A 22234-nucleotide genomic window follows, 5' to 3' on the forward strand; every position below is an offset into this window, starting at 1 on the left:
TTCAGCCGCGCTTGCGAAGCGGTCGGCTGGCGTGGAACAATTTGAAGCGCCGATCCCCGGCAACTTCGCTGGTTTTTGCAAAGAGCGACTGCAGCGTCGCCTCATAGGGCAGATGCCGGTTCGCGACAATCCAAAGCTGTCCTTGCGCATGCAAAGCCTGTGCGGCGGTGCGCAGAAACGCCTGTCCAAGGGTGGGGTCAGCGCTGCGCGTGGCGTGGAACGGCGGGTTCATCACCACCGTATCCAGCCGTTCCTCCGGGCGCCATGTCATCGCGTTGGCCCAGTGAAACTGTGCCCGCGGGTCCGTGACATTGTGGCGCGCGCAGTCCAGCGCCATATGCCCGGCCTCGACCAGGTGAAGCTCTTCGACATCGGGCCGCGTCAGGATATGCGCCGACAAAAACCCCCAGCCCGCGCCCAGATCGGCCACGCGCTTGCCCAAGCTGTCCGGCAGCGTGTCGACCAGCAGTGCAGACGCCGGATCGATCCCATCCGCCGAGAAGACGCCTGGTGCCGTCCAAAAGCCACCCTCGGTCAGGGCCGGACCGGCGGCCCAGTCCTCAAACGTATCAGCGTCGGGATCGGTGACCCAGAACAGCTTGCCATGCGCTTTTGACAGCGGCCCTTCGATCTTCGCCCGCTTTCTGACGTCCCGCAGCATGCTGTCCACGCCATCAGTTTTCTGACCGTCTATGATCAGCGGCCCCTGCGTCCGGCGCGCAGCCTCGGCGATCAGCGCCCGCGCCTCTGATTTGGCGCGTGGCAGGGCGACGACGGCAGCGGCGTACTGCCCTTCTGCAGCAACAACGCAGTCATACCCGCGGTCACACCAGTGATCAAAGTCCGGCCTGAACCCGGTGATAATCTGTGCGCGCTCTTTCGGAAGGCCGGGCAGCATTGCGTCGGGTTTGGGTTGAAAGACAGCGATGCGCCCCTCGGACGGCCACACCAAACCACCCCCATCAAGGGCCAGCGACAGACGGGCGTCAATCACGCGCCTAGTCTTCTTTTTCCATGGTACATTGCAGCGGATGCTGGTGCCGCCTGGCAAAATCCATCACCTGCGCCACCTTGGTCTCCGCGATCTCGTGGCTGAATACGCCGACGACGGCCACGCCCTTTTTATGCACCGTCAGCATGATCTCGAACGCCTGCGCGTGGTTCAGGCCAAAGAAGCGCTCCAGCACATGCACCACGAATTCCATCGGCGTGAAATCGTCATTGAGCAACAGGACCTTATACAGCGGCGGGCGCTTGGTCTTGGGCTTGGTCGCCGTCAGGATCGATGTATCGCCATCATCCTCGGGGCGGTCTGCCATCATGAATGCGTCGCGGTGCATTTCTGCTCCTGATCTGCTTTTGGGTCGCGGTGAGTCGTTGAGCGCTCTATATAACCTGTCTGAACATTTAGAAAAGGGGTCGGCCCATATGGCGCAGGTGCTCAGCACAATCGGGTTTGATGCCGATGACACCCTTTGGCACAACGAACGCTTTTTCCAGCTGACCCAGACGCATTTTGCGGAGCTGCTGGCCGATTTCACCGATAAACCAACCCTGATGCAACGCTTGCTGGCAGCGGAGAAGCGCAATCTGGGACATTACGGGTTCGGCGTGAAGGGCTTTACCCTATCCATGATCGAAACGGCCATCGAGGTGACATCGGGCAGGGTTTCGGCAGCGGTCATCGCGGAGATAATGGACGCTGGACGCGAGATGCTGCGCCATCCCGTAGATCTCCTGCCGCACGCACGCGAGGCGGTGGAAATGGCGCGGCAGACGCACCGGATCGTGCTGATCACCAAGGGTGACCTGCTGGACCAGGAACGCAAGCTGGCTCAATCAGGGCTGGGCGATCTGTTTCACGCGATCGAGATCGTCTCAGACAAAACCCGGGACACCTATCGCGGGATTTTCGCCCGCCATGGAACGGGAGCGGATCACGCTCTCATGGTCGGCAATTCCATGCGCTCGGATGTTCTTCCGATGATCGACGCAGGGGGTTGGGGTGTCTTCGTACACCACGGCCATGAATGGGATTTCGAGCGGGCGGAGGCGCCGTCGGAAGATGCCCGGTACCATGCCCTTCAGGACCTTGGCGAGCTCTCGGATCTGATCGCGAAAATCGAGTCTCCCTGACGTCGCATTTTCACATCCGATTCTACGCTGGGTCATGCCTCATTCTCGCCACAATAGCTCTGGTTGGTGCACGCCCGCGCGCACCAACCAGATGTGGATCATGCTTCACTGAAAGTTAACGCAAATACCTTAAATCAAAGGCTTTATAGAAATCGAAAGCTGTGTTAGCCTCTCACACATAAAACAGCCAGTCGAACAAATCGGCGGCGTGAGGCAGAAAAAGGCAGGTTATCATGAAGGTTCGGCGCGCGATGCCGGCCCGTTACGGGCTATTTTTACTCGCAGCTCTGTGGTTGTTGGTGGTTCTCCCCCTCAGCGCGGCATCTGCTCCCTATGCAGCATATGTGATGGACGCGAGGTCTGGCAAAGTCCTGCACTCGCGCAACGCGGACACCCGGCTTCACCCGGCATCGCTGACCAAGATGATGACGCTCTACATCGCGTTTCAGGCAGTCGAGCGGGGCGAAATTTCCCTCGACACCAAAGTCAAGATTTCGCGCTTTGCTGCATCGGAACCCCCCTCCAAGCTGGGGTTGAAATCTGGGCAGCGCATTGCCTTTCGCTACCTGATCCGCGCCGCTGCCGTGAAATCCGCCAATGATGCCGCCACTGCCATCGGCGAGGCGCTTGAGGGGTCGGAGGCCGCATTCGCGCGCCGGATGAACCGCACCGCCAAGGCGTTGGGCATGACCCGCACGACCTTCAAAAACGCCCACGGGCTGACCGAATCCGGCCACTTGTCGACAGCGCGGGATATGTCGATCCTTGGGCGCCACGTGCTCTACGATTATCCGGAATACTATAATCTCTTCTCGCGCCGCTCCACCAATGCCGGTGTGCGCGAAGTGGCGAACACAAACCGTCGCCTGCTGGGCGCCTACCGCGGTGCTGACGGCATCAAAACCGGCTATACACGCGCGGCAGGGTTCAATCTTGTGGCTTCAGCAGAGCGAGGCCGTGAACGCATCATCGCCACCGTCTTCGGCGGCACGTCCACCAGTGCTCGGAATGCACGCGTGGCAGAGCTGCTTGATATGGGCTTCAAGCGGGCGCCGACGCGTGTCGCCCTTCAAAAGCCAAAGAAGCCAGCTTACGTGCCCGGTGGCGCAGGAAAAACCGTCCGCGTCAGCGGTATCACCCGCACCAGCCTGCGTCCGCGCCTGCGCGCCGGCACTCAGTTGGCCGCCGCGGCAGTTGCCACACCGGCGGCACCGCCCCCTGCAGCAGCGCAGGCCAGCGCCAGTGGTGTGCTTTCCTCTGACATTCAAATGGCACTTGTCGCGGCACAGGAGGTGCCAGTGGACGCGGAAACCGCGCCTGTTCAGACAATCGTCGCGTCGAATAGCAGCCTTGCCGCAGCTACCCTGCGCCCGGCCATGCGCCCCGGCAGTACCGTGCTTGCTCTGGCGACCGAAACACCGCCAGAGAACGAAGTCGTAACGCGGCTCTCCACATCCGGCGGACATCAATGGGGCGTGAATGTGGGGCGCTACAACAGCCGCTACAACGCGGAACGCGCGCTTGTCACCACTGCGCTTGCGGAAATGACCACGCTCGAAGGCACGCTGCGCAAGGTGGTAAAGAAGCCAACGGGCTTTGACGCAAACTTCCTCGGAATGACGCGTGACAGTGCAGACCTCGCCTGTCGTCGCCTTACCGCCCGCAATATCAGTTGCTTGATGGTCGGCCCCGCTTCTTGAGGGGCCGCTCCTATTCTTTGGGGTGATCGTCCCATTTGTCACTGAGAATGCGCCGACTGTCGCCTTCTGGATCGTCGTACTGACGGGACTTCAAGGTGTAGAGAAATCCGACCAGACCCAGACCGCCCAGGATCAGTGAGATAGGGATCAGATAGGCCAGAACGTTCATCCACGCCCCCTGACCCGCAGCGCGTTCAAGGACACAGTGATCGACGAGGTCGACATGGCCAGCGCCGCAATCAGGGGTGTGGCAAGACCCGCAACGGCCAGCGGCACAGCCACGATGTTATAGAGCGTGGCAATCTGAAAGTTCTCACGGATGCGCCGCGTGGCCTGCCGGGCAACCGCCAAAGCATCCGCAATCGGTTCCAGGTCCTGCCCAAGCAGCACCATGTCCGACGCCGCACGCGCAGCATCCAGCGCTTGCGCCGGACTGATCGATACATGGGCTGTTGCCAAAGCGGCAGTGTCGTTCAGGCCGTCACCAACCATCAGCACATACCGCCCCTCATCCCTCAGCTTTCCAACGAAACGCGCCTTGGCATCCGGTAACATGGCCGCATGCCAGTCTTCGATCTCTAGCCCGGCCGCAAAGCTGGCCACGGCAGGGGCACGGTCGCCAGACAACAGGATCACATCAACGCCCTGAGCCCGCAGGCCCGCGATGGCCTCAGCCGCCCCTTGCCGCGGGGCGTCCGTGAAGGTCAAAAGCACGGGCGTTCCATCGCCCATATCCAGTGCGGCGCAAATGCTGTCATCGGGAGGTGTCACCCCGATCCAGTCGGGGCGCCCCAGCCGCACTGCCTGATTGTCCAGCAGCGCCTGAGTCCCGAAGCCCGGTTTTTCAACAATCTCTGTCACATCGGCCGGCGCTTGATTTTCAGTGCGTGCCATCCCGGCAATCGCACGCGAAAGCGGATGTGCAGATCCCTCGGCAAGCGCAAATGCCACAGATTTCTGCGCATTTGTAAGCTGTCCCCAGTTTATGATCTTCGGCTTGCCAGTGGTCAGGGTGCCGGTCTTGTCGAACACCACGGTATCCGCCTCGGCCAGACGTTCCAGGGCCGTTGCATTCTTGATCAACAGCCCCTTGCCGAACAACCTGCCCGATGCAGCCGTTGTGACTGCCGGAACCGCAAGACCGAGCGCGCAAGGACAGGTGATGATCAAGACGGCAGCGGCGATGTTCAGCGAAACGCGCATGTCACCGGACCAGATCAACCAGCCCAAAAAGGCCAGGGCAGACAGGATGTGCACCCCGGGCGCGTAGAGTTTCGCCGCCCGATCCGCCAAGGAGGTGTACCGCGACCGACCACTTTCCGCGACGGCCACCAAGGCGGCCATCCGGTGCAACGATGTCTCCTGCCCCACAGCGGTCGCCTGCAGGGTCAGCGGACCGGTCAGGTTCACTTCCCCCGCGCTGATCGGGTCGCCGACACCACGCACTTCCGGCAGGGTTTCACCGGTGAGCATGGCGCGGTCAATCTCCGACTGGCCGTCGATGATGAGACCGTCCACGGGGGCGCGGGCGCCCGGGCGGATCAGAACATGATCGTCAATGCGCAAATCGGCAACGGGCACCTCCACAGGTCCGTCCGCCGCCATACGCAGGGCCCGCGGCACCTCCAACGCCGTCAGCTCTTCGGCGGCGGAACGGGCAGCGGAACGGGCGCGCGCATCGAGCCAGCGCCCGGCCAGCAGGAAAAACGTCAGCGTCAGGGCTGCGTCAAAGTAGGCATGGTGGCCGGAAAGCCATGTTTCCCAAAGCGAGGTCACCAGCGCCAGCACGATGGCCAGACTGATGGGCACATCCATACTCAGCCGTCCCGCGCGCAGGGCACTCCAGGCGTTGCGAAAAAAGGGCTGCGCCGAAAACGATATGGCGGGCAAGGCAATTGCGGCGGAAATCCAATGAAAGAGATCGCGTGTGGCGTCGGCGGCCCCCGACCAGACGGCGACAGACAGCAGCATAACATTCATGGATGCAAACCCGGCGACAGCCAGGCGCATCAACAGATCTTTGCTGGCATTGCGGGTTGCGGTGTCGTTCAGCGCGCCGGGGTCAAGCTCGTGTGCTTCGAACCCTTCCTTTTCCAGAACCGTGACGAGCTCTGCCGCCTTCACCTTCGGCTCTGCGTCGATCAGTGCACGTTTGAGGGTCAGGTTCACCCGCGCTGATTTAATCCCGGGATGGGCATCCAGCGCCGCCTCCACCCGCGCGATACAGGCCTGACAGTGGATCGTGGGCAAAGACAGCATCAGTCGCGCATCCCCAAGCGGCGCCGCAACAGGCTCTGGCGGTCCGGCCAGACACCCCGGACAGGCGGCCGGGCTATTTGTGCTTAGCGCGCTCACTCCGCGCCTTTGGGAATATGCAGGATCACCCGCTGCTGAAAGACGGTGCCGTCTTCGGCCAACGCCTTCATGCGCAGGTTCCAGTTCCCCGGCGCAAGCTGTGCCGGTGCCACATAGCGGCTACCGTCGAACACAAACGCCGGTGTCTGGTCATCCCGCACATGGGTGGCGCGCCCCAATGTGGCCTCTAGGGACGCCACCTCGACCGGCGCGCCCTGAGCGTCGGTAATCGAAAGGACAACCTCGTCGCCACGCGCCTGCGCCAGCACGGACCAGCCCAGGGCTGTCTGGGCCGTGCGGTTTTCATCGAACATCTGGCTGGCGACGTAGGAGTTTTTCACCTCCAGCCCGGGAAAGGTACTGATCGCACTATAGGCGAGCAGCAGGTTGACGCTGATGATTATGGAAAACCCGATGACAAAAATCATTGCAACATGGCGCCCGGTCAAAGGTCTGGATGTCGTGCTCATTGGGCCTCTCCTTTGCCGCTGAAGCTGCTGTCCTTGTAGGCGCGGTCACCGTTGCTGAGATCTTCCACCCAGAACCGCAGATCCGTCCGGGCCGCCTCTGCCGGGTCTGATCCGGGCGGCGCGATCACGTAGACCCGCTGCAGCAGTGAGGTATCCGTGGGCACGGTCACCGAGGCGTAAGGCGTGCCTTCCAGCTGAACACGTAGCGCCGGATTGCCTTTGACAAAGACCCGGAACAGGCGCTCCTCGTTGTTCTTGTTGCGCAAGCGGATGTCATAGGTATTGCGGATTGATCCATCCGACAGGGTGACAAAGGTCGGGTTACGGATGGGGGCAACCGTCATCTCGATATCTGCCCGAATGAAAAGCGCCACGATCAGGGCAAGGCCAACGCCACCCCAAAGGGCAGTGTAAAGCAGCGTGCGAGGTCGGAACACGTGCCGCCAGATCGCACGCGGCGCGTGGCCTTCGCGTTCGCGGGTTTCGTCCGCCAATGCGATGTAGTCGATCAGACCCCGCGGTTTGCCGATACGTTCCATGACATCATCGCAGGCATCGATGCACAGTGCACAGGTAATGCACTCCAGCTGCTGCCCGTCACGGATGTCGATCCCCATCGGGCAGACGTTCACGCAGGCCATGCAGTCGATACAGTCGCCCATGGGCTCGGTCTTGGCTTCCTGACTGTGTTTGCGCGGCTCTCCCCGCCAGTCGCGATAAGCAACGGTCAGCGTGTCTTCGTCCATCATCGCGGCCTGAATACGCGGCCAGGGGCAGGCATAGATGCAAATCTGCTCCCGCATGAACCCGCCAAAGACAAAGGTTGTGGCCGTCAGAAAGGCGACAGTGATGTAAGCTACGGCATGGGCCTGCCCGGTAAAGAGCTCGACAAACAGGGTTGGCGCGTCGGCGAAGTAGAAGACCCAGGCACCCCCGGTGGCCACGGCAATGAGCAGCCAAAGCACCCATTTGGTCACGCGCAACCGTATCTTACGGACGTCCATTTTCTGCTGGCGGTGCAGGCGCAGGCGCGCGTTGCGGTCGCCTTCGACCCAGCGTTCGACCAGAATGAAAAGGTCGGTCCAGACCGTCTGAGGGCAGGCATAGCCGCACCAGACGCGTCCCAGCGCGGAGGTGAAGAGAAAGAGGCCCAGCCCGGCCATGATCAGCAGCCCAGCCACGAAATAGAACTCATGGCTCCAGATCTCGATCCAGAAGAAATAAAACCGGCGGTTGGCCAGATCGAGCAGCACCGCCTGATCGGGCAGGCTCGGGCCCCTGTCCCACCTGATCCACGGGACAAGGTAGTAGATGCCAAGGGTGACCGCGAGGATCACCCATTTGAGGTTTCTGAACCGGCCGGAAACGCGGCGCGGGAAGATGGGTTCGCGGGCGGCGTAGAGGCTGGGAGGTTGCGCTTGATCTGTCACGACGGTCCTTGCGGGTTTCATCAGGTGCAGTCAGGGCCGGAGCGTATTTGTGACACCATACCACAAACCCGGCCCTGTCCGGCGGGGATTATTCGCCCCCGCCAAGTTGGTGGACGTAGAGTGCCACCGCCCTGATCTGTGCCTCGGTCAAACGCTGTGTCCAAGGTGGCATGACGCCATAGCGGCTATAGGTCACAGTCTCGGTCAGCGCGGCCTCATCCCCTCCGTAAAGCCAGATCGCATCGGCCAGATTCGGGGCACCCAATTCGCGGTCTCCAAGCCCGTTCTCGCCATGGCAAGAGCTGCAGTTATCGGCAAAAACCTCCGCGCCGGGCCCGGCCAGTCCCGCATCGGCATCGCCGCCCGAAAGCTGCATGACGTAGTGCACGACCTGCGAAATTTCCTCTGGCTCCAGTATCTCACCGAAAGCCGGCATTTCGGAATACCGCGCATCCGGGTCTTCTTCGTTGCGGATACCGTGGGCAATAGTGGCGTGAATGGCTTCGATATCGCCCCCCCAGAGCCAGTCATCGTCGAGCAGGTTCGGGTAGCCGACAAAACCGGCCGCACCCGATCCGTGACACTGCGCGCACCAGGTACGGAAAACCGCAGCCCCGGACGACACCGCATAGCTGTTCAGCGTGGTATCTGCCGAAATCTCGGTCAGTTCCGCCGACGCCAGCTGGGCGTTGATCCCGGCGTTGGCTTCTTCGACGGCACTGATTTCGGCGGCCACTTCAGCCCGGGTAGAATAGCCCAGCAGACCGGCGGTGGCAGAGGACACCAGCGGCCACGCGGGATAGGCGATGGTGTAGATCACGCCCCAGACGATGGTGGCGTAGAAGGTCCACAGCCACCAGCGTGGCATCGGGTTGTCAAATTCCTCGATCCCGTCCCAGCTGTGGCCGGTGGTATTCGGATCACCCTCTTGTTTTGGGGGAACTTTGCTCATTTCTGTGCCTCCTTATCCGGGGCGGGTCGTTCGTCATTTCGGAAAATCATGGTCGCGGCGTCACGGTGGGTCTTGCTGGACCCGGGCCGGATGACCCAGAACCAGATGCCAACGAAGACGCAGAACAGCAGCAACAGCATCCAGCTGTCCGCGAACTCACGTAAGAGACTGTAGGTTTCCATCGGTCTCTCCTTTAGCGGCTTGCGTCTGGGGTGAAGGTCGAGAAATCGACCAGCGTGCCCAGCATCTGCAGGTAAGCGATCAGCGCGTCGGCCTCGGAAATCCCCGGCTGGCCGTCGAAGTTACGCACCTGCGCGCCCGGATAGCGTTCCAGCATGTCGTCATAGTCGCTGTCGGGATCGGCCTGCGCCCGGAAATCTGCTGCAGCCGACTGGATCATCTCGTCGGTGTAGGGCACGCCGACAAAGGCATGAGTCTCCAGCAGGTCCTGTACATGCTCGGCGTCCAGCAGCGTGCGCTCCAGAAAGCCGTACTTTGGCATGATCGACTCCGGCACCACGGACTGCGGGTCGCGCAGGTGATCGATATGCCAGTCGTCGGAGTACCGTCCGCCCACCCGGGCCAGATCCGGACCGGTGCGTTTGGACCCCCACTGGTGCGGGTGGTCATACATGCTCTCTGCGGCAAGCGAGTAGTGGCCATAGCGCTCCACCTCGTCACGCATCGGGCGGATCATCTGGCTGTGGCAGACATAGCAGCCTTCGCGCACGTAGATATCCCGACCGGTCAGTTCCAGGGGCGAATAGGGCCGCATGCCTTCGACTTTCTCGATGGTATTTTCGAGATAGAAGAGCGGTACGATCTGCACGATCCCACCGATGGTCACCACCAGAAAGCTGAGGATCAGCAAAAGGGTGGCATTGGTTTCGATGAGCTTGTGTTTTGAAAGGATCGACATTTCACCCCTCCTTATTCAGCGGGGACAGCTGTACCGAGCGACGCCTTGGCAGGGGCCGCGCGGACAGTCATCCACAGATTGTAGCACATGATGATGGCACCGGAGAGGAACAGAACCCCGCCCAGACCGCGCACCACATACATGGGGAACTTGGCGCTCACGGTGTCGGCAAAGCTGTTCACGAGGAAGCCGTTGGCATCCACTTCGCGCCACATCAGGCCCTCCATGATGCCGGTCACCCACATGGACGCCGCGTAGAGCACGATGCCGATGGTGGCGAGCCAGAAGTGCCAGCTGACCAGTGACAGCGAATAGAGCCGCTCGCGTTTCCACAGCACGGGCACCAGGTAGTAGAGCGCGCCGAAGGTGATCAGACCATTCCAGCCGAGCGCACCGGAATGCACGTGGCCAATGGTCCAGTCGGTGTAGTGTGACAGGGAGTTGACCGAGCGGATCGACATCATCGGCCCCTCGAAGGTGGACATGCCGTAGAAGGCGAGGCTGGTGACCATCATCCGCAGCACCGGGTCGGTGCGCAGCTTGTCCCAGGCACCCTGCAGCGTCATCAGACCGTTGATCATGCCGCCCCAGCTGGGCATCCACAGGATGATCGAGAAGACCATGCCGAGTGTCGACGCCCAATCCGGCAGCGCGGTGTAGTGCAAGTGGTGCGGACCCGCCCAGATATAGAGGAAGATCAGCGCCCAGAAGTGAATGATCGACAGCTTGTAAGAGAATACCGGACGTTCCGCCTGCTTCGGCACGAAGTAGTACATCATGCCCAGGAACCCGGCGGTCAGGAAAAAGCCCACCGCGTTGTGGCCATACCACCACTGCACCATCGCATCCTGCACGCCCGAGAAGACCTGCACTGATTTCGAACCCCAGATGGACACGGGAATGGAGATGTTGTTGACGATATGCAGCATCGCCACGGTCACGATGAAGGCCAGGAAGAACCAGTTGGCCACATAGATATGCGGCTCCTTGCGCTTGATGATCGTGCCGAGATAGACGGCGAGATAAGCGACCCAGACAATGGTCAGCCAGATATCGACGTACCATTCGGGCTCGGCGTATTCCTTGGACTGCGTACCGCCCAACAGATATCCAGTCGCCGCCAGAACGATGAAGAGCTGATAGCCCCAGAACACGAACCAGCCCAGATTACCGCCCCAAAGCCGCGCGGCCGAGGTCCGCTGCACCACGAAGAATGAGGTTGCAATCAAGGCGTTGCCCCCAAACGCAAAAATCACCGCCGAGGTGTGCAGTGGGCGTAACCTGCCAAAATTCGCGTAGCCTTCGGCCCAGGCGAAATTCAGTTGTGGAAATGCCAGCTGAAAGGCGATCACCACGCCCACCAGAAACCCGACGACACCCCAGAACGCGGTGGCGATGACGCCCGCGCGCACGACGCTGTCGAAATACTCATTTGTCGGGGTTGGTGCGGCAGGCTCATCCGTTGCGCGCAGCGTTGTCAGGAACAACCCTGCGGCGACGATCATGAAGATCACCATGTGGACCTGATAGGCAAGATCGCGGGCATAGCTTGCCGCGATCATTGTGAACAGCGTGGCGAGCGCCAGGACCACCAGCTTCACGTAGTTTAGTGTTCCGGTATTCATTGCTCCGGGTTCCCTTCCGGTTAGCCCCACGCATGCGTGGGAACGTTCTTGGTGATGCGGGTGTCGCGCGAAGTGTTTCCGCGCGCCTTGATCTGCATCAACTCCCCAAAGGATTTACCCTGACAAAGATCAAGGAGATAGGGAAAATGCGCGGCTAGGTTGAAAGAGAAGACCCTCTTGAAAGGACCCTGGCGATGTCGTTCAAAACCATTTTCACCGCAATGACCTCCTTTGACGCGCAAAAGGCCGCACTTGCACAGGCTGCGGCCATGACAGAAGCGCAGGACGCGCATCTTGATGTCATGTGTCTCGGTATGGACCGATCACGCAGCAACTACTACGAAGTTGGCGCAAATGCCTTCATCGTGCAAACGGCCCTAGAAGAGGCGCATAAGAAAGGCGCCAAAGTCCGCAAGGAAGCCGACACCTGGCTGGAAACGAGCAAGCTGCGCTGGAACACAACAATAGCGGTCGCAACACTGGCGGATGCCGGTCGCCCCTTGTCACAGGCCGCCCGGTTTGCCGACCTCTGCGTCGTTTCTTTGCCTTACCGCGATACCAGCAGCAGCGAGGAAAGCCTGATCCTAGAGGCGATGATGTTTGACGCAGCCTGCCCTACGCTGGTCATGCCCGATGTGGACCCGGTTGCCGTGCCCTCCCGCATCGTGATCGGCTGGAATGAGAGCGCCGAGGCGCTGCGGGCCATACGGTCTGCCATGCCGTTTCTGATCGCGGCGACGGAAGTTCATATCGCGATCATCGACCCGCCGGAACATGCGGCGGACCGGTCCGACCCTGGCGGCGCGCTGGCCGTTATGCTGTCCCGTCACGGCGTAAACTGCGACATCCAGGTGATGTCACGCAGCGGTGCCCGTGTAAGCGAACGCTTGCAGCGCCACGTCACGGAAACGGATTCGGACATGCTGGTCATGGGCGGCTACGGACACTCCCGTTTCCGCGAGGCTATCCTTGGCGGTGCCACACGGGAAATGCTGGAGCATGCAAAAGTGCCCGTGTTCATGGCGCACTAGGACCAGTGCAATGGCGGATCAGGTCAGATACCCGCCATCGCTGTCATCCCCTGCTTCGGTCAGCAGCCGGTCCATATCCGGTATGCTGATCTTCCGCTTGCCGCTGAGCGAGATGATCCCGTCGCGTTTGAGCGCAGAGATCTGGCGGCTGACGGTCTCCAGCGTAAGCCCGAGGTAGTCAGCCATCGCTTCGCGTGTCAGGGGAAGATCAAAGACCAGTTCCTTGCCGGGCGGTGCCGACCCGAGCAGCGCATCCCGCCGCGCGATGATCGACAGCAGGCTGGCGATTTTTTCCCGCGCGGTCTTGCGGCCCAGAACCAGCATCCATTCCCGCGCCGCATCCAACTCGTCCAGGGTCATTTCCAGCAGGCGATGCGCCACATGGGGTGTGGTATCGATCATCTTTTCAAACGGTTTACGCCTGAAGCAACACATCGTCAGATCGGTTGTCGCGGTGACCGTGTAGGCCGCCACACCGCGCCCCGGACGCCCCACGAAATCCGACGGCAGCAGCAGGCCTACCATCTGCGTGCGCCCATCCTCCATCGTCTGGGTCAGGGTCGCCACGCCAGACACCACGGAAGCCACGAAATCCATATGGTCGCCAGCCCACATCACCGGCTGCCCGGCGCTGAAGCTGCGGTAGTATTTGATGTCCTCCAGCAGCTCCAGCTCTTCGCTGTCGCATTTGGCACAGACCGCACGATGCCGGATCGGGCAGTCGGTACAATTCTTGAAGGCAGGGGCAACCACCTGCTGCATTTTGAAAGCTCCATTTTTTGATCTGTGTCAAGGAACGACGACACGGCGCACTTTATTGGAACAGTATGCACATGACATCCAAATTAGCCAAGCTGGGGCTTTTTGACGCGATGGTTCCGCGTTATACGAGCTACCCAACCGCGCCCCAGTTCAAGCCCACGACCGGCAGTGGGCATATGCAGGAGTGGGTGCAGGCGGTGCCGCCGGGCAGTCAGATTTCGCTCTATCTGCACATTCCGTTTTGCCGCAGGCTGTGCTGGTTCTGTGCCTGCCGGACGCAAGGCACGCAGACGCTGTCGCCGGTGGCAAGCTATCTGGACACGCTGATACAGGAAATCACCATGCTCGGCCGCTGGCTGCCGGAGGGTATCACGCTGAGCCGTATGCATTGGGGCGGCGGCACACCAACGCTGCTCTCCCCCGAGATGATCGGCGAGTTGTCCGGTGCAGTTGCAGATATTGCCCCCTTGGCGCGCACTGCAGAGTTTTCCGTCGAGATCGATCCCAATGAAATAGATGCCGCGCGCGTCGATGCGCTGGCCAGGGCGGGGATGACCCGTGCCTCCATCGGCGTGCAGGATTTCGATCCGGAGGTGCAAAGCACGATCGGCCGCATTCAGGGATTCGAGATCACCCGCGACGCGGCGGAAATGCTGCGCGGGGCCAGCATCACCTCTCTCAATGCCGACATCCTCTTTGGGCTGCCGCATCAGGATGAGGCACGCATTGCCGATTCCGTGCAGAAACTGCTGACGTTGAATCCAGACCGTGTCGCCCTTTACGGCTATGCGCATGTGCCTTGGATGGCACGGCGGCAATCAATGATCCCCAGCGACGCCCTGCCCGCGCCGGAAAAGCGGCTGAAACTCTTTGATACCGCACGGCGCTTGTTTGACTGGGACGGGTACACTCAGATCGGGATCGATCACTTTGCAGCGCCGCACGACACGCTCGCCATTGCGGCGCGCTCCGGGCGGCTGCGGCGAAACTTCCAGGGCTATACGGACGACCCGGCGGATGTGCTGATCGGGCTCGGGGCCTCCGCGATTTCGCGTTTTCCACAAGGATACGCGCAGAACGCCCCGGCTACGTCCGCCTATGCAAAGGCGATCCAGCAAGGGCATTTCTCCACCACGCGCGGGCATGCGTTCGCGGGTGACGATCTGCTGCGGGCGCGGATCATCGAGGCGCTGATGTGCGATTTCGAAGTAAGCCTGATCGACATCACCACCCGCTTCCCGGGGTCAGGCGCACGCGTCACCGCCTTGCTGCGCGAGGCAGCAGAGCGTTTTGACGACATGGTGCAGATCAGTGAGACCGGCCTGCGTATTCGCCCCGAAGGGAAACCGCTGACCCGGATCATTGCCCGGCATTTCGATGCCTATGACATGTCGGGCGCGGGGCACGCGTCGGCCATCTGAGAATAGCGGTGGCCCAAGGCCCACCCTACCTGCTGCCTCGCGGTGGTCCTTCCGCAGCTTAGGTCGTCGCTTGCAGCAGCGTTTGTGTGTAGCTGTGTTGCGGTCGGTCGAAGACTGCGTCGACATCGCCAGTCTCGATGACATCGCCACGCTTCATCACCATGACCTGATGCGACATGGCCCGCACGACCTTCAGATCATGCGAGATGAATATATAGGCCAGCCCGTATTTTGCCTGAAGATCGCGCAGCAGATCCACGATCTGGACCTGCACCGTCATATCCAGCGCCGAGGTCGGCTCATCCAGCACCAGCAGCCGGGGCCGCAGCACCATGGCGCGGGCAATGGCAATCCGCTGGCGTTGCCCGCCGGAGAACTCATGCGGGTAGCGGTCCATGGTTGCGGGATCGAGACCAACCTCCACCATGACCTCGCGCACCAGATCGCGCGGATCACGGTCCGCATCGACCTTGTGAATGCCCAGCCCTTCGGAGATGATCTGCGCGCAGGTCATACGGGGCGAGAGCGACCCGTAGGGGTCCTGAAATACGATCTGCATGTCCTTGCGCAGCCCGCGCAGTTCCCGTGTCGACCACTTGCGCACGTCCTGCCCCATGAAGACGATCTGCCCTTCGGAGGCGATGAGCCGCATCACCGCCAGCGCCAGCGTTGTCTTGCCAGACCCGCTTTCGCCCACGATGCCGATGGTTTCGCCCGCCCGCACCGACAGGCTCGCGTCGTTCACGGCCTTCACATGGCCCACCGTGCGGCGCAGCAGACCCGCGTGGATCGGGAACCAGATTTTCAGATTGTCGGTTTTTGCGACAACCTCGGCGGTCTCCGGCACGGGCGCAGGGGTGCCCGATGGCTCAGCACTCAGAAGCTTGATGGTGTAGGGGTGCTGCGGCGCATCAAAGATCTCACGCGCGGGCCCTGTTTCCACGATTTCGCCGTGCTGCATGACGCAGACCCGGTCCGCGATCCGCCGCACGATGCCGAGGTCATGGGTGATGAACAAAAGCCCCATGCCCAGCCGGTCCTTGAGCTCTTTGAGCAGGTCGAGAATCTGCGCCTGGATGGTGACATCGAGCGCCGTGGTCGGCTCGTCCGCGATCAGCACGTCCGGCTCATTGGCCAGCGCCATGGCGATCATCACGCGCTGCCGCTGCCCGCCCGAGAGTTGATGCGGATAGCTGCCGATCCGGCTTTCAGCGTCCTGAATGCCGACCTGGTCCAGCAGTTCGAGAATACGGGCCCGGGCAGCGGCACCGGCCAGCCCCTGATGCAGGGCGAGGCTCTCTGCCAGTTGCTTTTCAATGGTGTGCAGCGGGTTGAGCGACGTCATCGGCTCTTGAAAGATGAAGCTGATGTCATTGCCGCGCACCTTGCGCAGTTGCGCCTCACTGGCACCGATCATCTGCTGGCCTTCATAGGTGACAGATCCGGAGACCTCTGCGCTGTCGCCCAGCAAGGATACGGTTGAGAGCGCCGAGACGGATTTGCCTGAGCCGGATTCACCCACCAGCGCAACGGTCTCCCCACGTTCCACCGAGAAGCTCACACCCTTCACGGCTTCGGTGACCTGTCCGTCCTGCCGGAACCCGACCCGCAGGTCTTTCACCTCCAGAAGTGCACTCATGAAAAGGTCTTTCTGGGGTCAAAGGCATCACGGATGCCTTCGAAGATGAAAACAAGAAGCGAGAGCATGATGGCGAAGGTGAAGAAAGCCGTGAAGGCCAGCCAGGGCGCTTGCAGGTTCTGTTTCGCCTGCAGGGTGAGCTCACCCAGCGAGGGCGCCGAAGACGGCAGGCCAAAGCCCAGAAAATCAAGGATCGCCAGTGTCGAGATCGTCCCGGTGATGATGAAGGGCAGCATTGTCAGCATCGCGACCATGGCGTTAGGCAGCATGTGGCGGAACATGATCGTGACGTTCGACACCCCCAAGGCGCGCGCGGCCCGGACGTATTCCAGATTGCGGGCGCGCAGGAATTCGGCGCGCACAACGCCCACCAGCGATGTCCAGCTGAAGAGCACCAGCAGGATGACCAGCAGCCAGAAACTTCGGCCCAGAATGGCGAACATGATGATGATCACATAGAGCGAGGGGGTAGACGACCAGATTTCAATGATGCGCTGAAAGATGAGATCGGTCTTGCCGCCGAAAAACCCCTGGACCGCGCCTGCGAATATCCCGATCAGGCTCGCGGCACCGGTGACAATCAGCGTGAACAGGATCGACAGGCGAAACCCGTGGATGACCCGCGCCAGCACATCGCGCTTGGTGCCATCGGTGCCCAGCAGGTTTTCCCCATTGGGCGGCAGCGGCGCTGCACCCGGTCTGTCGACCGCGGTGTTGAAGGAATAGGGGATCAGCGGCCAGATGGCCCAGCCCTTTTCGATGCTCTCGCCATCGACGACGCCGTCCTGCGCGTCCTCGAAGTACCCTTCGGGATCATCGAAACACAGATCAAGACCGCCGGTTTCAATCAGGCATTTCACCTCTGGATCGCGATAGACCGCCTCGGTCTGGAAATCGCCACCAAACTCTGTTTCGGGGTAGAAATTCCAGATCGGCGTATAGTAGCTCCCGCGATACTGCACGAGGATGGGTTTGTCATAGGCCACGAATTCGGCCATCAGCGAGATGCCAAAAAGCAGCGCGAAAATCCACAGCGACCAATAGGCCCGCTTGTTCCGCTTGAAATTGCGCCAGCGGCGTTGGTTGAGGGGGGACAGAGCCATCAGCCTTCCCTCCGCTCAAAATCGATCCGCGGATCGACCAACACATACATCAGGTCCGACAGGATGCCCACGATCAGGCCGATCAGCCCAAAGATGAAAAGCGTGCCGAAGACCACCGGGTAATCGCGCGCCACCGCCGCCTCGAAGCCGAGGCGGCCAAGGCCATCGAGGCTGAAAATCGTCTCGATGATCAGCGAGCCACCAAAGAACACGCCGATGAAGACCGCCGGGAAGCCCGCAATCACGATCAGCATGGCGTTGCGGAACACGTGGCCATAAAGCACGCGGCGTTCGGCCAGCCCCTTGGCGCGGGCGGTGATCACGTATTGCTTTTTGATCTCGTCGAGAAAGCTGTTCTTGGTCAGCAGCGTCAGCGTGGCAAAGGCCGAGATGGTCGAGGCCAGCACGGGCAGCGTGATGTGCCAGAAGTAATCCGCCACCTTGCCCAGCGGGCTGAGTTGATCAAAGTTATCCGACGTCAGGCCCCGCAGCGGGAAGATCTGCCAGTAGGACCCCCCGGCAAAGAGCACCAGCAGCAGGATGGCGAAGAGAAATCCCGGGATCGCATAGGCCGCGATGATGGCACCGGAGGTCCATGTGTCAAAGCTGGTGCCATCCTTGACCGCCTTGCGAATGCCCAGCGGGATCGACACCAGATAGGCAATCAGCGTGGACCAGAGGCCCAGCGTGATCGAGACCGGCAGCTTTTCCTTGATCAGATCAATGACCGAAATGGATCGGAAATAGCTCTCTCCGAAATCGAACCGGGCGTAGTTCCAAAGCATGTTCAGAAACCGTTCCACCGGAGGTTTGTCGAACCCGAACTCTTTTTCCAGTTCTGCAATGAACTCTGGCGGCAATCCCCGCGCACCAATGTACTCACTCTCGTTTGTGGTGGTGCTAAGTTCATCCGCCCCGGCGTCGTTGTTGGTCCCGGCAAAGCCGCCAAAGACATCGCCACCGCCCTGTGCACGGGCAATCGCCTGCTCCACCGGCCCCCCGGGGACAAACTGCACCAATGCAAAATTGATCAGCATGATCCCGAGCAGCGTCGGAATGATCAGCAGCAATCGTCGGACAATATAGGCGCCCATACAGCGGTTACCTCAGCGCCCCGGCATCACGCAAGGCATCCGCCTTGTCCTGATTATACCACCAGAAATCGAGCTGCCCCAACGCGTAAGGCGGAATATTCTCGGGATGCTCATACTGATCGTAATATGCCACCCAGTGATCGGGATTATACCACAGGGGGATCATGAAGAATTCATGTCTCAACGCACGATCCAGCGCCATGACCGCGGCCTTTTCCTCTTCGCGGGTCACCACCTGCAAGGATCTGTCAATGATGGCATCGACCAGAGGGCTGGCCAAGCCGGCAGGGTTGAAAAGCGAAAACTCGGCGGCTTCGGATCCATAGAATTGGGGCAGACCCGTTCCCGTCCCCAAAAACGCAGCGTATTGATCAAAAACCAGATCATAATCACGGTCTCGTTCGCGAGAGGTATATTGCGCGGGGTCCACGATTTCGAGCGTTATGTCGATACCAAGCTTTCGAACATTGGCGACGAAATTCTCCATCACCGCTTTGCCCGTAGCCGAAGACGACCCGCTGAGCAGAAAATTCAGCTTCAGGGGCTTGCCCGATGCGTCAGCACGTGTGCCGTTGTCACCGATGGTATAGCCCGCCTCATCCAGCAACTGCATGGCCCGACGTGCATTGCGCCTGTCGAAGACCCGGGAGGCATTCGACGTATGGGGCTGGCGCACGTCCTCGGTCAGCATCTCCGGTGGGACAAGATCGCCCAGTGACTGCAACAGCTCCAGTTCCAGCCCTTCCGGTTTCCCTTTTGCCTCGATGGGCGTTCCTTGTGAAAACGACGAGCGCTGCGAAAAAAGACCGTATTGAAGGCTCTCGTTGGTCCATTCGAAGTTGAACGCCAACGCAATCGCCTCCCGTACACGCCTGTCTTTCAAGACGTCTTTTCCAAGGTTGAAGACAATCCCTGTTGGCACCGGAGGCGACCCATCAGGCAACGGCTTTTTGACGACATGGCCCTGATCGACCTTTGGAAAATCGTATCCGGTGGCCCATTTGCGGCTGTCGCCTTCCGAGCGGAACGTATATTCGCCCGCCTTGAACCCTTCGAACGCCGCTGTGTCGTCGCCGAAAATTTCCAGCCGGATGCGATCAAAATTGTTGCGGCCAACGTTGATCGGCAAATCCTTTCCCCAGTAGTCCGGGTTGCGCTTGAGAACGATCCGTCTCGTCAGATCGACGCTTTCGATCACGTAAGGACCGGAGCCGGGCGGTGTCTCGATCCAGGTTTCATCCAACCTATTGCCGGTCTCATCAAACCATTTCTTTTGCCACACAGTGGTATTGCCGACCTGCTCAATCAGGCTCCGGCGCGAAATACCATCGGCGAAGTAGAACTTGACGGTATGGTCGTCGATCGCCTCGACTTTCGGGATGCGTTTTTTCACCGCCTCACGAAAAGATCTGAGGCCCTGATCCAGGATCAGATTGTGGCTGAAAACGACATCATGCGCAGTGACGGGTGTTCCATCCGAAAACCGCGCCTCGGGGCGCATGCGGAAAATAACCCATTCGCGGCCCTTGGGGTACTCCACACTCTCGCACAAGAGGCAGTAATATTCGCTGTAAACATCCGCGGGCAGCGACACCTGACTTGGCGCTGACCCCAGCAGGCTCTCATAATGGAAAACCGAAAAGAGATGCGCCCGGCCCTTGCCGTTGTAAGGGTTCATCGAATCGAGTGTTCCCACAAAAGACAGTGAGATTTCGCCGCCCTTGGGCGCGTCAGGATTCACATAGTTGAAGTGATTGAAGTCCTTTGGATAGGTCAGCTCTCCGTAAAAGGAATAGCCATGGCTGACGATGGTTTCTTCCTCGGCGCGCAGGCTGCTGGTCCAGAAAAGCGCCAGCGTCAGGATCAGTAGGCCGATACTGAAATCGAGGGCGCGCGCCACCGCCGTACGTGTCTTCGCCTGAGCCTGTGGGGGTTTCATCTGGCATATCCTCCGGTCTTGCGCCGTCTGTGTCGGCATCTGCGTCGTTAACCATGTAAGCTAACGGGACACCGCGCCAAGTTACAAGTTGCGAAAATGTGATCCGCAGTGCTCTGCCACCCTGAAACAACAAAAAAGCCGCCTGTTTCTGAACAAGCGGCTTTTTTGGTTAATTAGTCGTTAAGATCAGTTGTCGAGGCTGTCGAGATAGGCAATCAGATCAGCCCGCTCTTCCACTTTCCGCAAACCGGCAAAGCTCATCGACGTGCCCGGCGCATAGGAGGAAGGCTTTTCCAGGAAGCCGTTGAGATTTTCCGCTGTCCAGGCCCCGTCCATAGAAGCCAATGTATCGGAGTAGTTGAAGCCGCCCACTGCGCCCTTGTCACGTCCGACAACGCCGTAGAGATGCGGGCCTGTGCCATTCTCGCCATCGGCCAGTTTGTGACAGGCCGAGCATTTGCGGAACACCTTGGCGCCGTCTTCAGGATCAGCTGCTGCGAGAACCGTTGCGAAGTCGACCTCCTCGACCTCCGCCACTTCTTCACCGCCTTCGACCTCGATCACGTAGGATGCCTCGCCATGGCTTTCCACATGGTACAATTCTTCCGCAGCCCACTTACCTAGCAGAAACACGAGCAGCGCGCCGCAGATGCCACCGGCTGCTTTGGTGAAGGTCATTGTGTCGAACATACTCAGCGATCCGTTTCTATGGGTTTGGGCGGTATCTATTGCTTCACCTTACCGGTGGCAAGGTGTACTTACCGCGACCAATCGACCTCGCATAGAAGAAAAGAACCAAGGATCGCTTAATGAGCACAGCATCGTCCGCCCGTATCGCCTTTCAGGGAGAGCTGGGGGCCTATAGCCACGAGGCCTGCCGCAGCGCCCGCCCCGACATGACACCGGTGCCCTGCGCGACGTTCGAAGATGCGGTAGATGCCGTGCGCTCAGGGGACGCCGAACTGGCGATGCTGCCGGTTGAGAACTCGACCTACGGACGCGTCGCCGACATTCATTCCCTGCTGCCCAAGTCCGGGCTGCACATCATCGAGGAAGCCTTTGTGCGCGTGCACATCAACCTGCTGGCCGTACCGGGAACACCTATCGGGGAGATCAAGTCGGCAATGAGCCACACCGTTTTGTTGGGGCAGTGCAAGGAATTCCTCGCCCAGCACGGTATCTCGCGGGTAACCGGCGCCGATACCGCAGGCTCTGCCAAAGAGGTCGCCACCGCCGGAGACCCCGCAATGGCCGCGCTTGCCAGCGAACTGGCGGCAGAGATCTATGGCCTTGATCTCCTGGCGCGTCACATCGAGGATGAGGGCAACAACACAACCCGTTTCCTGCTGATGTCTCCCGAGGCGGACCATAAACGCCGCGGCGCTCATGGCATGATCACCAGCTTCGTTTTTGAGGTACGCAACATTCCTGCCGCGCTCTACAAGGCCATGGGCGGCTTTGCGACCAACGGAATCAACATGACCAAGCTGGAAAGCTATATGGTCGGCGGGTCCTTCACCGCCACGCAATTTTATGCCGATATCGAAGGGCACCCCGAGGATCCCGGCGTGCGGCGTGCGCTGGAAGAGTTGGATTACTTCACCAATATGATCGAGATTCTGGGTGTGTATCCGGCTGACCCTGGACGCAACTAGATG

21 protein-coding genes are annotated in these 22234 nt (G+C 60.4%); 5 read left to right on the top strand and 16 right to left on the bottom strand.

The window, feature by feature from the left end; all coding sequences use genetic code 11:
• Position 1: 1 nt before the first annotated feature.
• Positions 2–994: a class I SAM-dependent methyltransferase gene (locus Q1A07_RS06570; protein ID WP_299778890.1), complete on the bottom strand. Its 993-nt coding sequence runs from the start codon at positions 992–994 to the stop codon at positions 2–4.
• Between the two features lie 4 nt (positions 995–998).
• Positions 999–1340, bottom strand: coding sequence for an ATP-dependent Clp protease adapter ClpS (gene clpS / locus Q1A07_RS06575; protein ID WP_195821551.1), 342 nt, complete (start codon positions 1338–1340; stop codon positions 999–1001).
• Positions 1341–1428: 88 nt separating this feature from the next.
• On the opposite strand from clpS, the gene Q1A07_RS06580 reads away from it, so the two are divergent.
• Both Q1A07_RS06580 and Q1A07_RS06585 read left to right on the top strand, forming a co-directional pair.
• Entirely contained in the window at positions 1429–2136 is a 708-nt protein-coding gene (locus Q1A07_RS06580; protein ID WP_299778894.1) for an HAD family hydrolase, read from the top strand.
• A 233-nt stretch (positions 2137–2369) separates the two neighbouring features.
• On the top strand, positions 2370–3836 hold the full coding sequence (locus tag Q1A07_RS06585; RefSeq protein WP_299778896.1) for a D-alanyl-D-alanine carboxypeptidase family protein: 1467 nt from the start codon (positions 2370–2372) through the stop codon (positions 3834–3836).
• Between the two features lie 10 nt (positions 3837–3846).
• Here Q1A07_RS06585 and ccoS read toward each other — a convergent pair whose 3' ends face one another.
• The 8 genes from ccoS to ccoN all read right to left on the bottom strand — a co-directional run bounded on the left by ccoS (position 3847) and on the right by ccoN (position 11587).
• Positions 3847–4005, bottom strand: a complete 159-nt coding sequence (gene ccoS, locus Q1A07_RS06590; RefSeq protein WP_299778898.1) for a cbb3-type cytochrome oxidase assembly protein CcoS — start codon at positions 4003–4005, stop codon at positions 3847–3849.
• Positions 4002–6191: a heavy metal translocating P-type ATPase gene (locus tag Q1A07_RS06595; RefSeq protein ID WP_299778900.1), complete on the bottom strand. Its 2190-nt coding sequence runs from the start codon at positions 6189–6191 to the stop codon at positions 4002–4004. The genes ccoS and Q1A07_RS06595 overlap by 4 nt, the downstream gene beginning before the upstream one ends.
• Positions 6188–6661 carry a FixH family protein gene (locus Q1A07_RS06600; protein WP_299778902.1) on the bottom strand — a complete coding sequence of 158 codons (474 nt, stop codon included), beginning with the start codon at positions 6659–6661 and terminating at the stop codon, positions 6188–6190. Before Q1A07_RS06600 ends, Q1A07_RS06595 begins: the two co-directional genes overlap by 4 nt.
• On the bottom strand, positions 6658–8091 hold the full coding sequence (gene ccoG / locus Q1A07_RS06605) for a cytochrome c oxidase accessory protein CcoG (protein ID WP_299778904.1): 1434 nt from the start codon (positions 8089–8091) through the stop codon (positions 6658–6660). Before ccoG ends, Q1A07_RS06600 begins: the two co-directional genes overlap by 4 nt.
• Positions 8092–8179: 88 nt before the next feature.
• Positions 8180–9043, bottom strand: a complete 864-nt coding sequence (gene ccoP / locus Q1A07_RS06610; RefSeq protein ID WP_299778906.1) for a cytochrome-c oxidase, cbb3-type subunit III — start codon at positions 9041–9043, stop codon at positions 8180–8182.
• The gene (locus tag Q1A07_RS06615) at positions 9040–9225 is read right to left on the bottom strand and encodes a cbb3-type cytochrome c oxidase subunit 3 (protein WP_195821543.1); all 186 of its coding nucleotides are present in this window, start codon (positions 9223–9225) and stop codon (positions 9040–9042) included. The genes ccoP and Q1A07_RS06615 overlap by 4 nt, the downstream gene beginning before the upstream one ends.
• An 11-nt stretch (positions 9226–9236) precedes the next feature.
• Complete coding sequence (ccoO, locus tag Q1A07_RS06620; RefSeq protein ID WP_299778909.1) at positions 9237–9962, bottom strand: cytochrome-c oxidase, cbb3-type subunit II; 726 nt, start codon at positions 9960–9962, stop codon at positions 9237–9239.
• 11 nt (positions 9963–9973) lie between these two features.
• Complete coding sequence (ccoN, locus tag Q1A07_RS06625) at positions 9974–11587, bottom strand: cytochrome-c oxidase, cbb3-type subunit I (protein WP_299778911.1); 1614 nt, start codon at positions 11585–11587, stop codon at positions 9974–9976.
• Positions 11588–11781: 194 nt separating this feature from the next.
• On the opposite strand from ccoN, the gene Q1A07_RS06630 reads away from it, so the two are divergent.
• Positions 11782–12618 (top strand): universal stress protein, encoded by an 837-nt coding sequence (locus Q1A07_RS06630; protein WP_299778913.1) that lies wholly within the window; start codon positions 11782–11784, stop codon positions 12616–12618.
• Between the two features lie 18 nt (positions 12619–12636).
• Here the strand turns inward: Q1A07_RS06630 and fnrL are convergent, their stop codons facing one another.
• Complete coding sequence (gene fnrL, locus Q1A07_RS06635) at positions 12637–13380, bottom strand: transcriptional regulator FnrL (protein WP_299778915.1); 744 nt, start codon at positions 13378–13380, stop codon at positions 12637–12639.
• A gap of 65 nt (positions 13381–13445) precedes the next feature.
• Between fnrL and hemN the strand changes: the two genes are divergently transcribed.
• A complete protein-coding gene (gene hemN, locus Q1A07_RS06640; protein WP_299778917.1) occupies positions 13446–14801 on the top strand; it encodes an oxygen-independent coproporphyrinogen III oxidase in 1356 nt (451 codons plus the stop codon).
• A gap of 58 nt (positions 14802–14859) precedes the next feature.
• Here hemN and Q1A07_RS06645 read toward each other — a convergent pair whose 3' ends face one another.
• From Q1A07_RS06645 to Q1A07_RS06665, 5 genes are all read right to left on the bottom strand, one after another.
• On the bottom strand, positions 14860–16440 hold the full coding sequence (locus tag Q1A07_RS06645) for an ABC transporter ATP-binding protein (RefSeq protein WP_299778919.1): 1581 nt from the start codon (positions 16438–16440) through the stop codon (positions 14860–14862).
• Positions 16437–17543 (bottom strand): ABC transporter permease, encoded by a 1107-nt coding sequence (locus tag Q1A07_RS06650; RefSeq protein WP_299778921.1) that lies wholly within the window; start codon positions 17541–17543, stop codon positions 16437–16439. Before Q1A07_RS06650 ends, Q1A07_RS06645 begins: the two co-directional genes overlap by 4 nt.
• A complete protein-coding gene (locus tag Q1A07_RS06655; RefSeq protein ID WP_299778923.1) occupies positions 17543–18637 on the bottom strand; it encodes a microcin C ABC transporter permease YejB in 1095 nt (364 codons plus the stop codon). The genes Q1A07_RS06650 and Q1A07_RS06655 overlap by 1 nt, the downstream gene beginning before the upstream one ends.
• A gap of 7 nt (positions 18638–18644) precedes the next feature.
• Positions 18645–20576 (bottom strand): extracellular solute-binding protein, encoded by a 1932-nt coding sequence (locus Q1A07_RS06660; protein WP_299778925.1) that lies wholly within the window; start codon positions 20574–20576, stop codon positions 18645–18647.
• A 186-nt stretch (positions 20577–20762) separates the two neighbouring features.
• Positions 20763–21266, bottom strand: a complete 504-nt coding sequence (locus Q1A07_RS06665) for a cytochrome c family protein (protein ID WP_299778927.1) — start codon at positions 21264–21266, stop codon at positions 20763–20765.
• Positions 21267–21385: 119 nt separating this feature from the next.
• Here Q1A07_RS06665 and Q1A07_RS06670 point away from each other — a divergent pair, with 119 nt between their 5' ends.
• A complete protein-coding gene (locus Q1A07_RS06670) occupies positions 21386–22231 on the top strand; it encodes a prephenate dehydratase (RefSeq protein ID WP_299778929.1) in 846 nt (281 codons plus the stop codon).
• Positions 22232–22234 lie beyond the last annotated feature (3 nt).

This window comes from uncultured Roseobacter sp. (assembly GCF_947492555.1).
GTDB lineage: Bacteria > Pseudomonadota > Alphaproteobacteria > Rhodobacterales > Rhodobacteraceae > Roseobacter.

Excerpts from the sequence above, each read along its gene's own strand:
- clpS (WP_195821551.1), bottom strand. The coding sequence starts at position 1,340 with ATGCACCGCGACGCATTCATGATGGCAGACCGCCCCGAGGATGATGGC.
- Q1A07_RS06580 (WP_299778894.1), top strand. The coding sequence starts at position 1,429 with ATGGCGCAGGTGCTCAGCACAATCGGGTTTGATGCCGATGACACCCTT.
- Q1A07_RS06585 (WP_299778896.1), top strand. The coding sequence starts at position 2,370 with ATGAAGGTTCGGCGCGCGATGCCGGCCCGTTACGGGCTATTTTTACTC.
- ccoS (WP_299778898.1), bottom strand. The coding sequence starts at position 4,005 with ATGAACGTTCTGGCCTATCTGATCCCTATCTCACTGATCCTGGGCGGT.
- Q1A07_RS06600 (WP_299778902.1), bottom strand. The coding sequence starts at position 6,661 with ATGAGCACGACATCCAGACCTTTGACCGGGCGCCATGTTGCAATGATT.
- ccoP (WP_299778906.1), bottom strand. The coding sequence starts at position 9,043 with ATGAGCAAAGTTCCCCCAAAACAAGAGGGTGATCCGAATACCACCGGC.
- Q1A07_RS06615 (WP_195821543.1), bottom strand. The coding sequence starts at position 9,225 with ATGGAAACCTACAGTCTCTTACGTGAGTTCGCGGACAGCTGGATGCTG.
- ccoO (WP_299778909.1), bottom strand. The coding sequence starts at position 9,962 with ATGTCGATCCTTTCAAAACACAAGCTCATCGAAACCAATGCCACCCTT.
- ccoN (WP_299778911.1), bottom strand. The coding sequence starts at position 11,587 with ATGAATACCGGAACACTAAACTACGTGAAGCTGGTGGTCCTGGCGCTC.
- Q1A07_RS06630 (WP_299778913.1), top strand. The coding sequence starts at position 11,782 with ATGTCGTTCAAAACCATTTTCACCGCAATGACCTCCTTTGACGCGCAA.
- fnrL (WP_299778915.1), bottom strand. The coding sequence starts at position 13,380 with ATGCAGCAGGTGGTTGCCCCTGCCTTCAAGAATTGTACCGACTGCCCG.
- hemN (WP_299778917.1), top strand. The coding sequence starts at position 13,446 with ATGCACATGACATCCAAATTAGCCAAGCTGGGGCTTTTTGACGCGATG.
- Q1A07_RS06645 (WP_299778919.1), bottom strand. The coding sequence starts at position 16,440 with ATGAGTGCACTTCTGGAGGTGAAAGACCTGCGGGTCGGGTTCCGGCAG.
- Q1A07_RS06650 (WP_299778921.1), bottom strand. The coding sequence starts at position 17,543 with ATGGCTCTGTCCCCCCTCAACCAACGCCGCTGGCGCAATTTCAAGCGG.
- Q1A07_RS06655 (WP_299778923.1), bottom strand. The coding sequence starts at position 18,637 with ATGGGCGCCTATATTGTCCGACGATTGCTGCTGATCATTCCGACGCTG.
- Q1A07_RS06660 (WP_299778925.1), bottom strand. The coding sequence starts at position 20,576 with ATGAAACCCCCACAGGCTCAGGCGAAGACACGTACGGCGGTGGCGCGC.
- Q1A07_RS06665 (WP_299778927.1), bottom strand. The coding sequence starts at position 21,266 with ATGTTCGACACAATGACCTTCACCAAAGCAGCCGGTGGCATCTGCGGC.
- Q1A07_RS06670 (WP_299778929.1), top strand. The coding sequence starts at position 21,386 with ATGAGCACAGCATCGTCCGCCCGTATCGCCTTTCAGGGAGAGCTGGGG.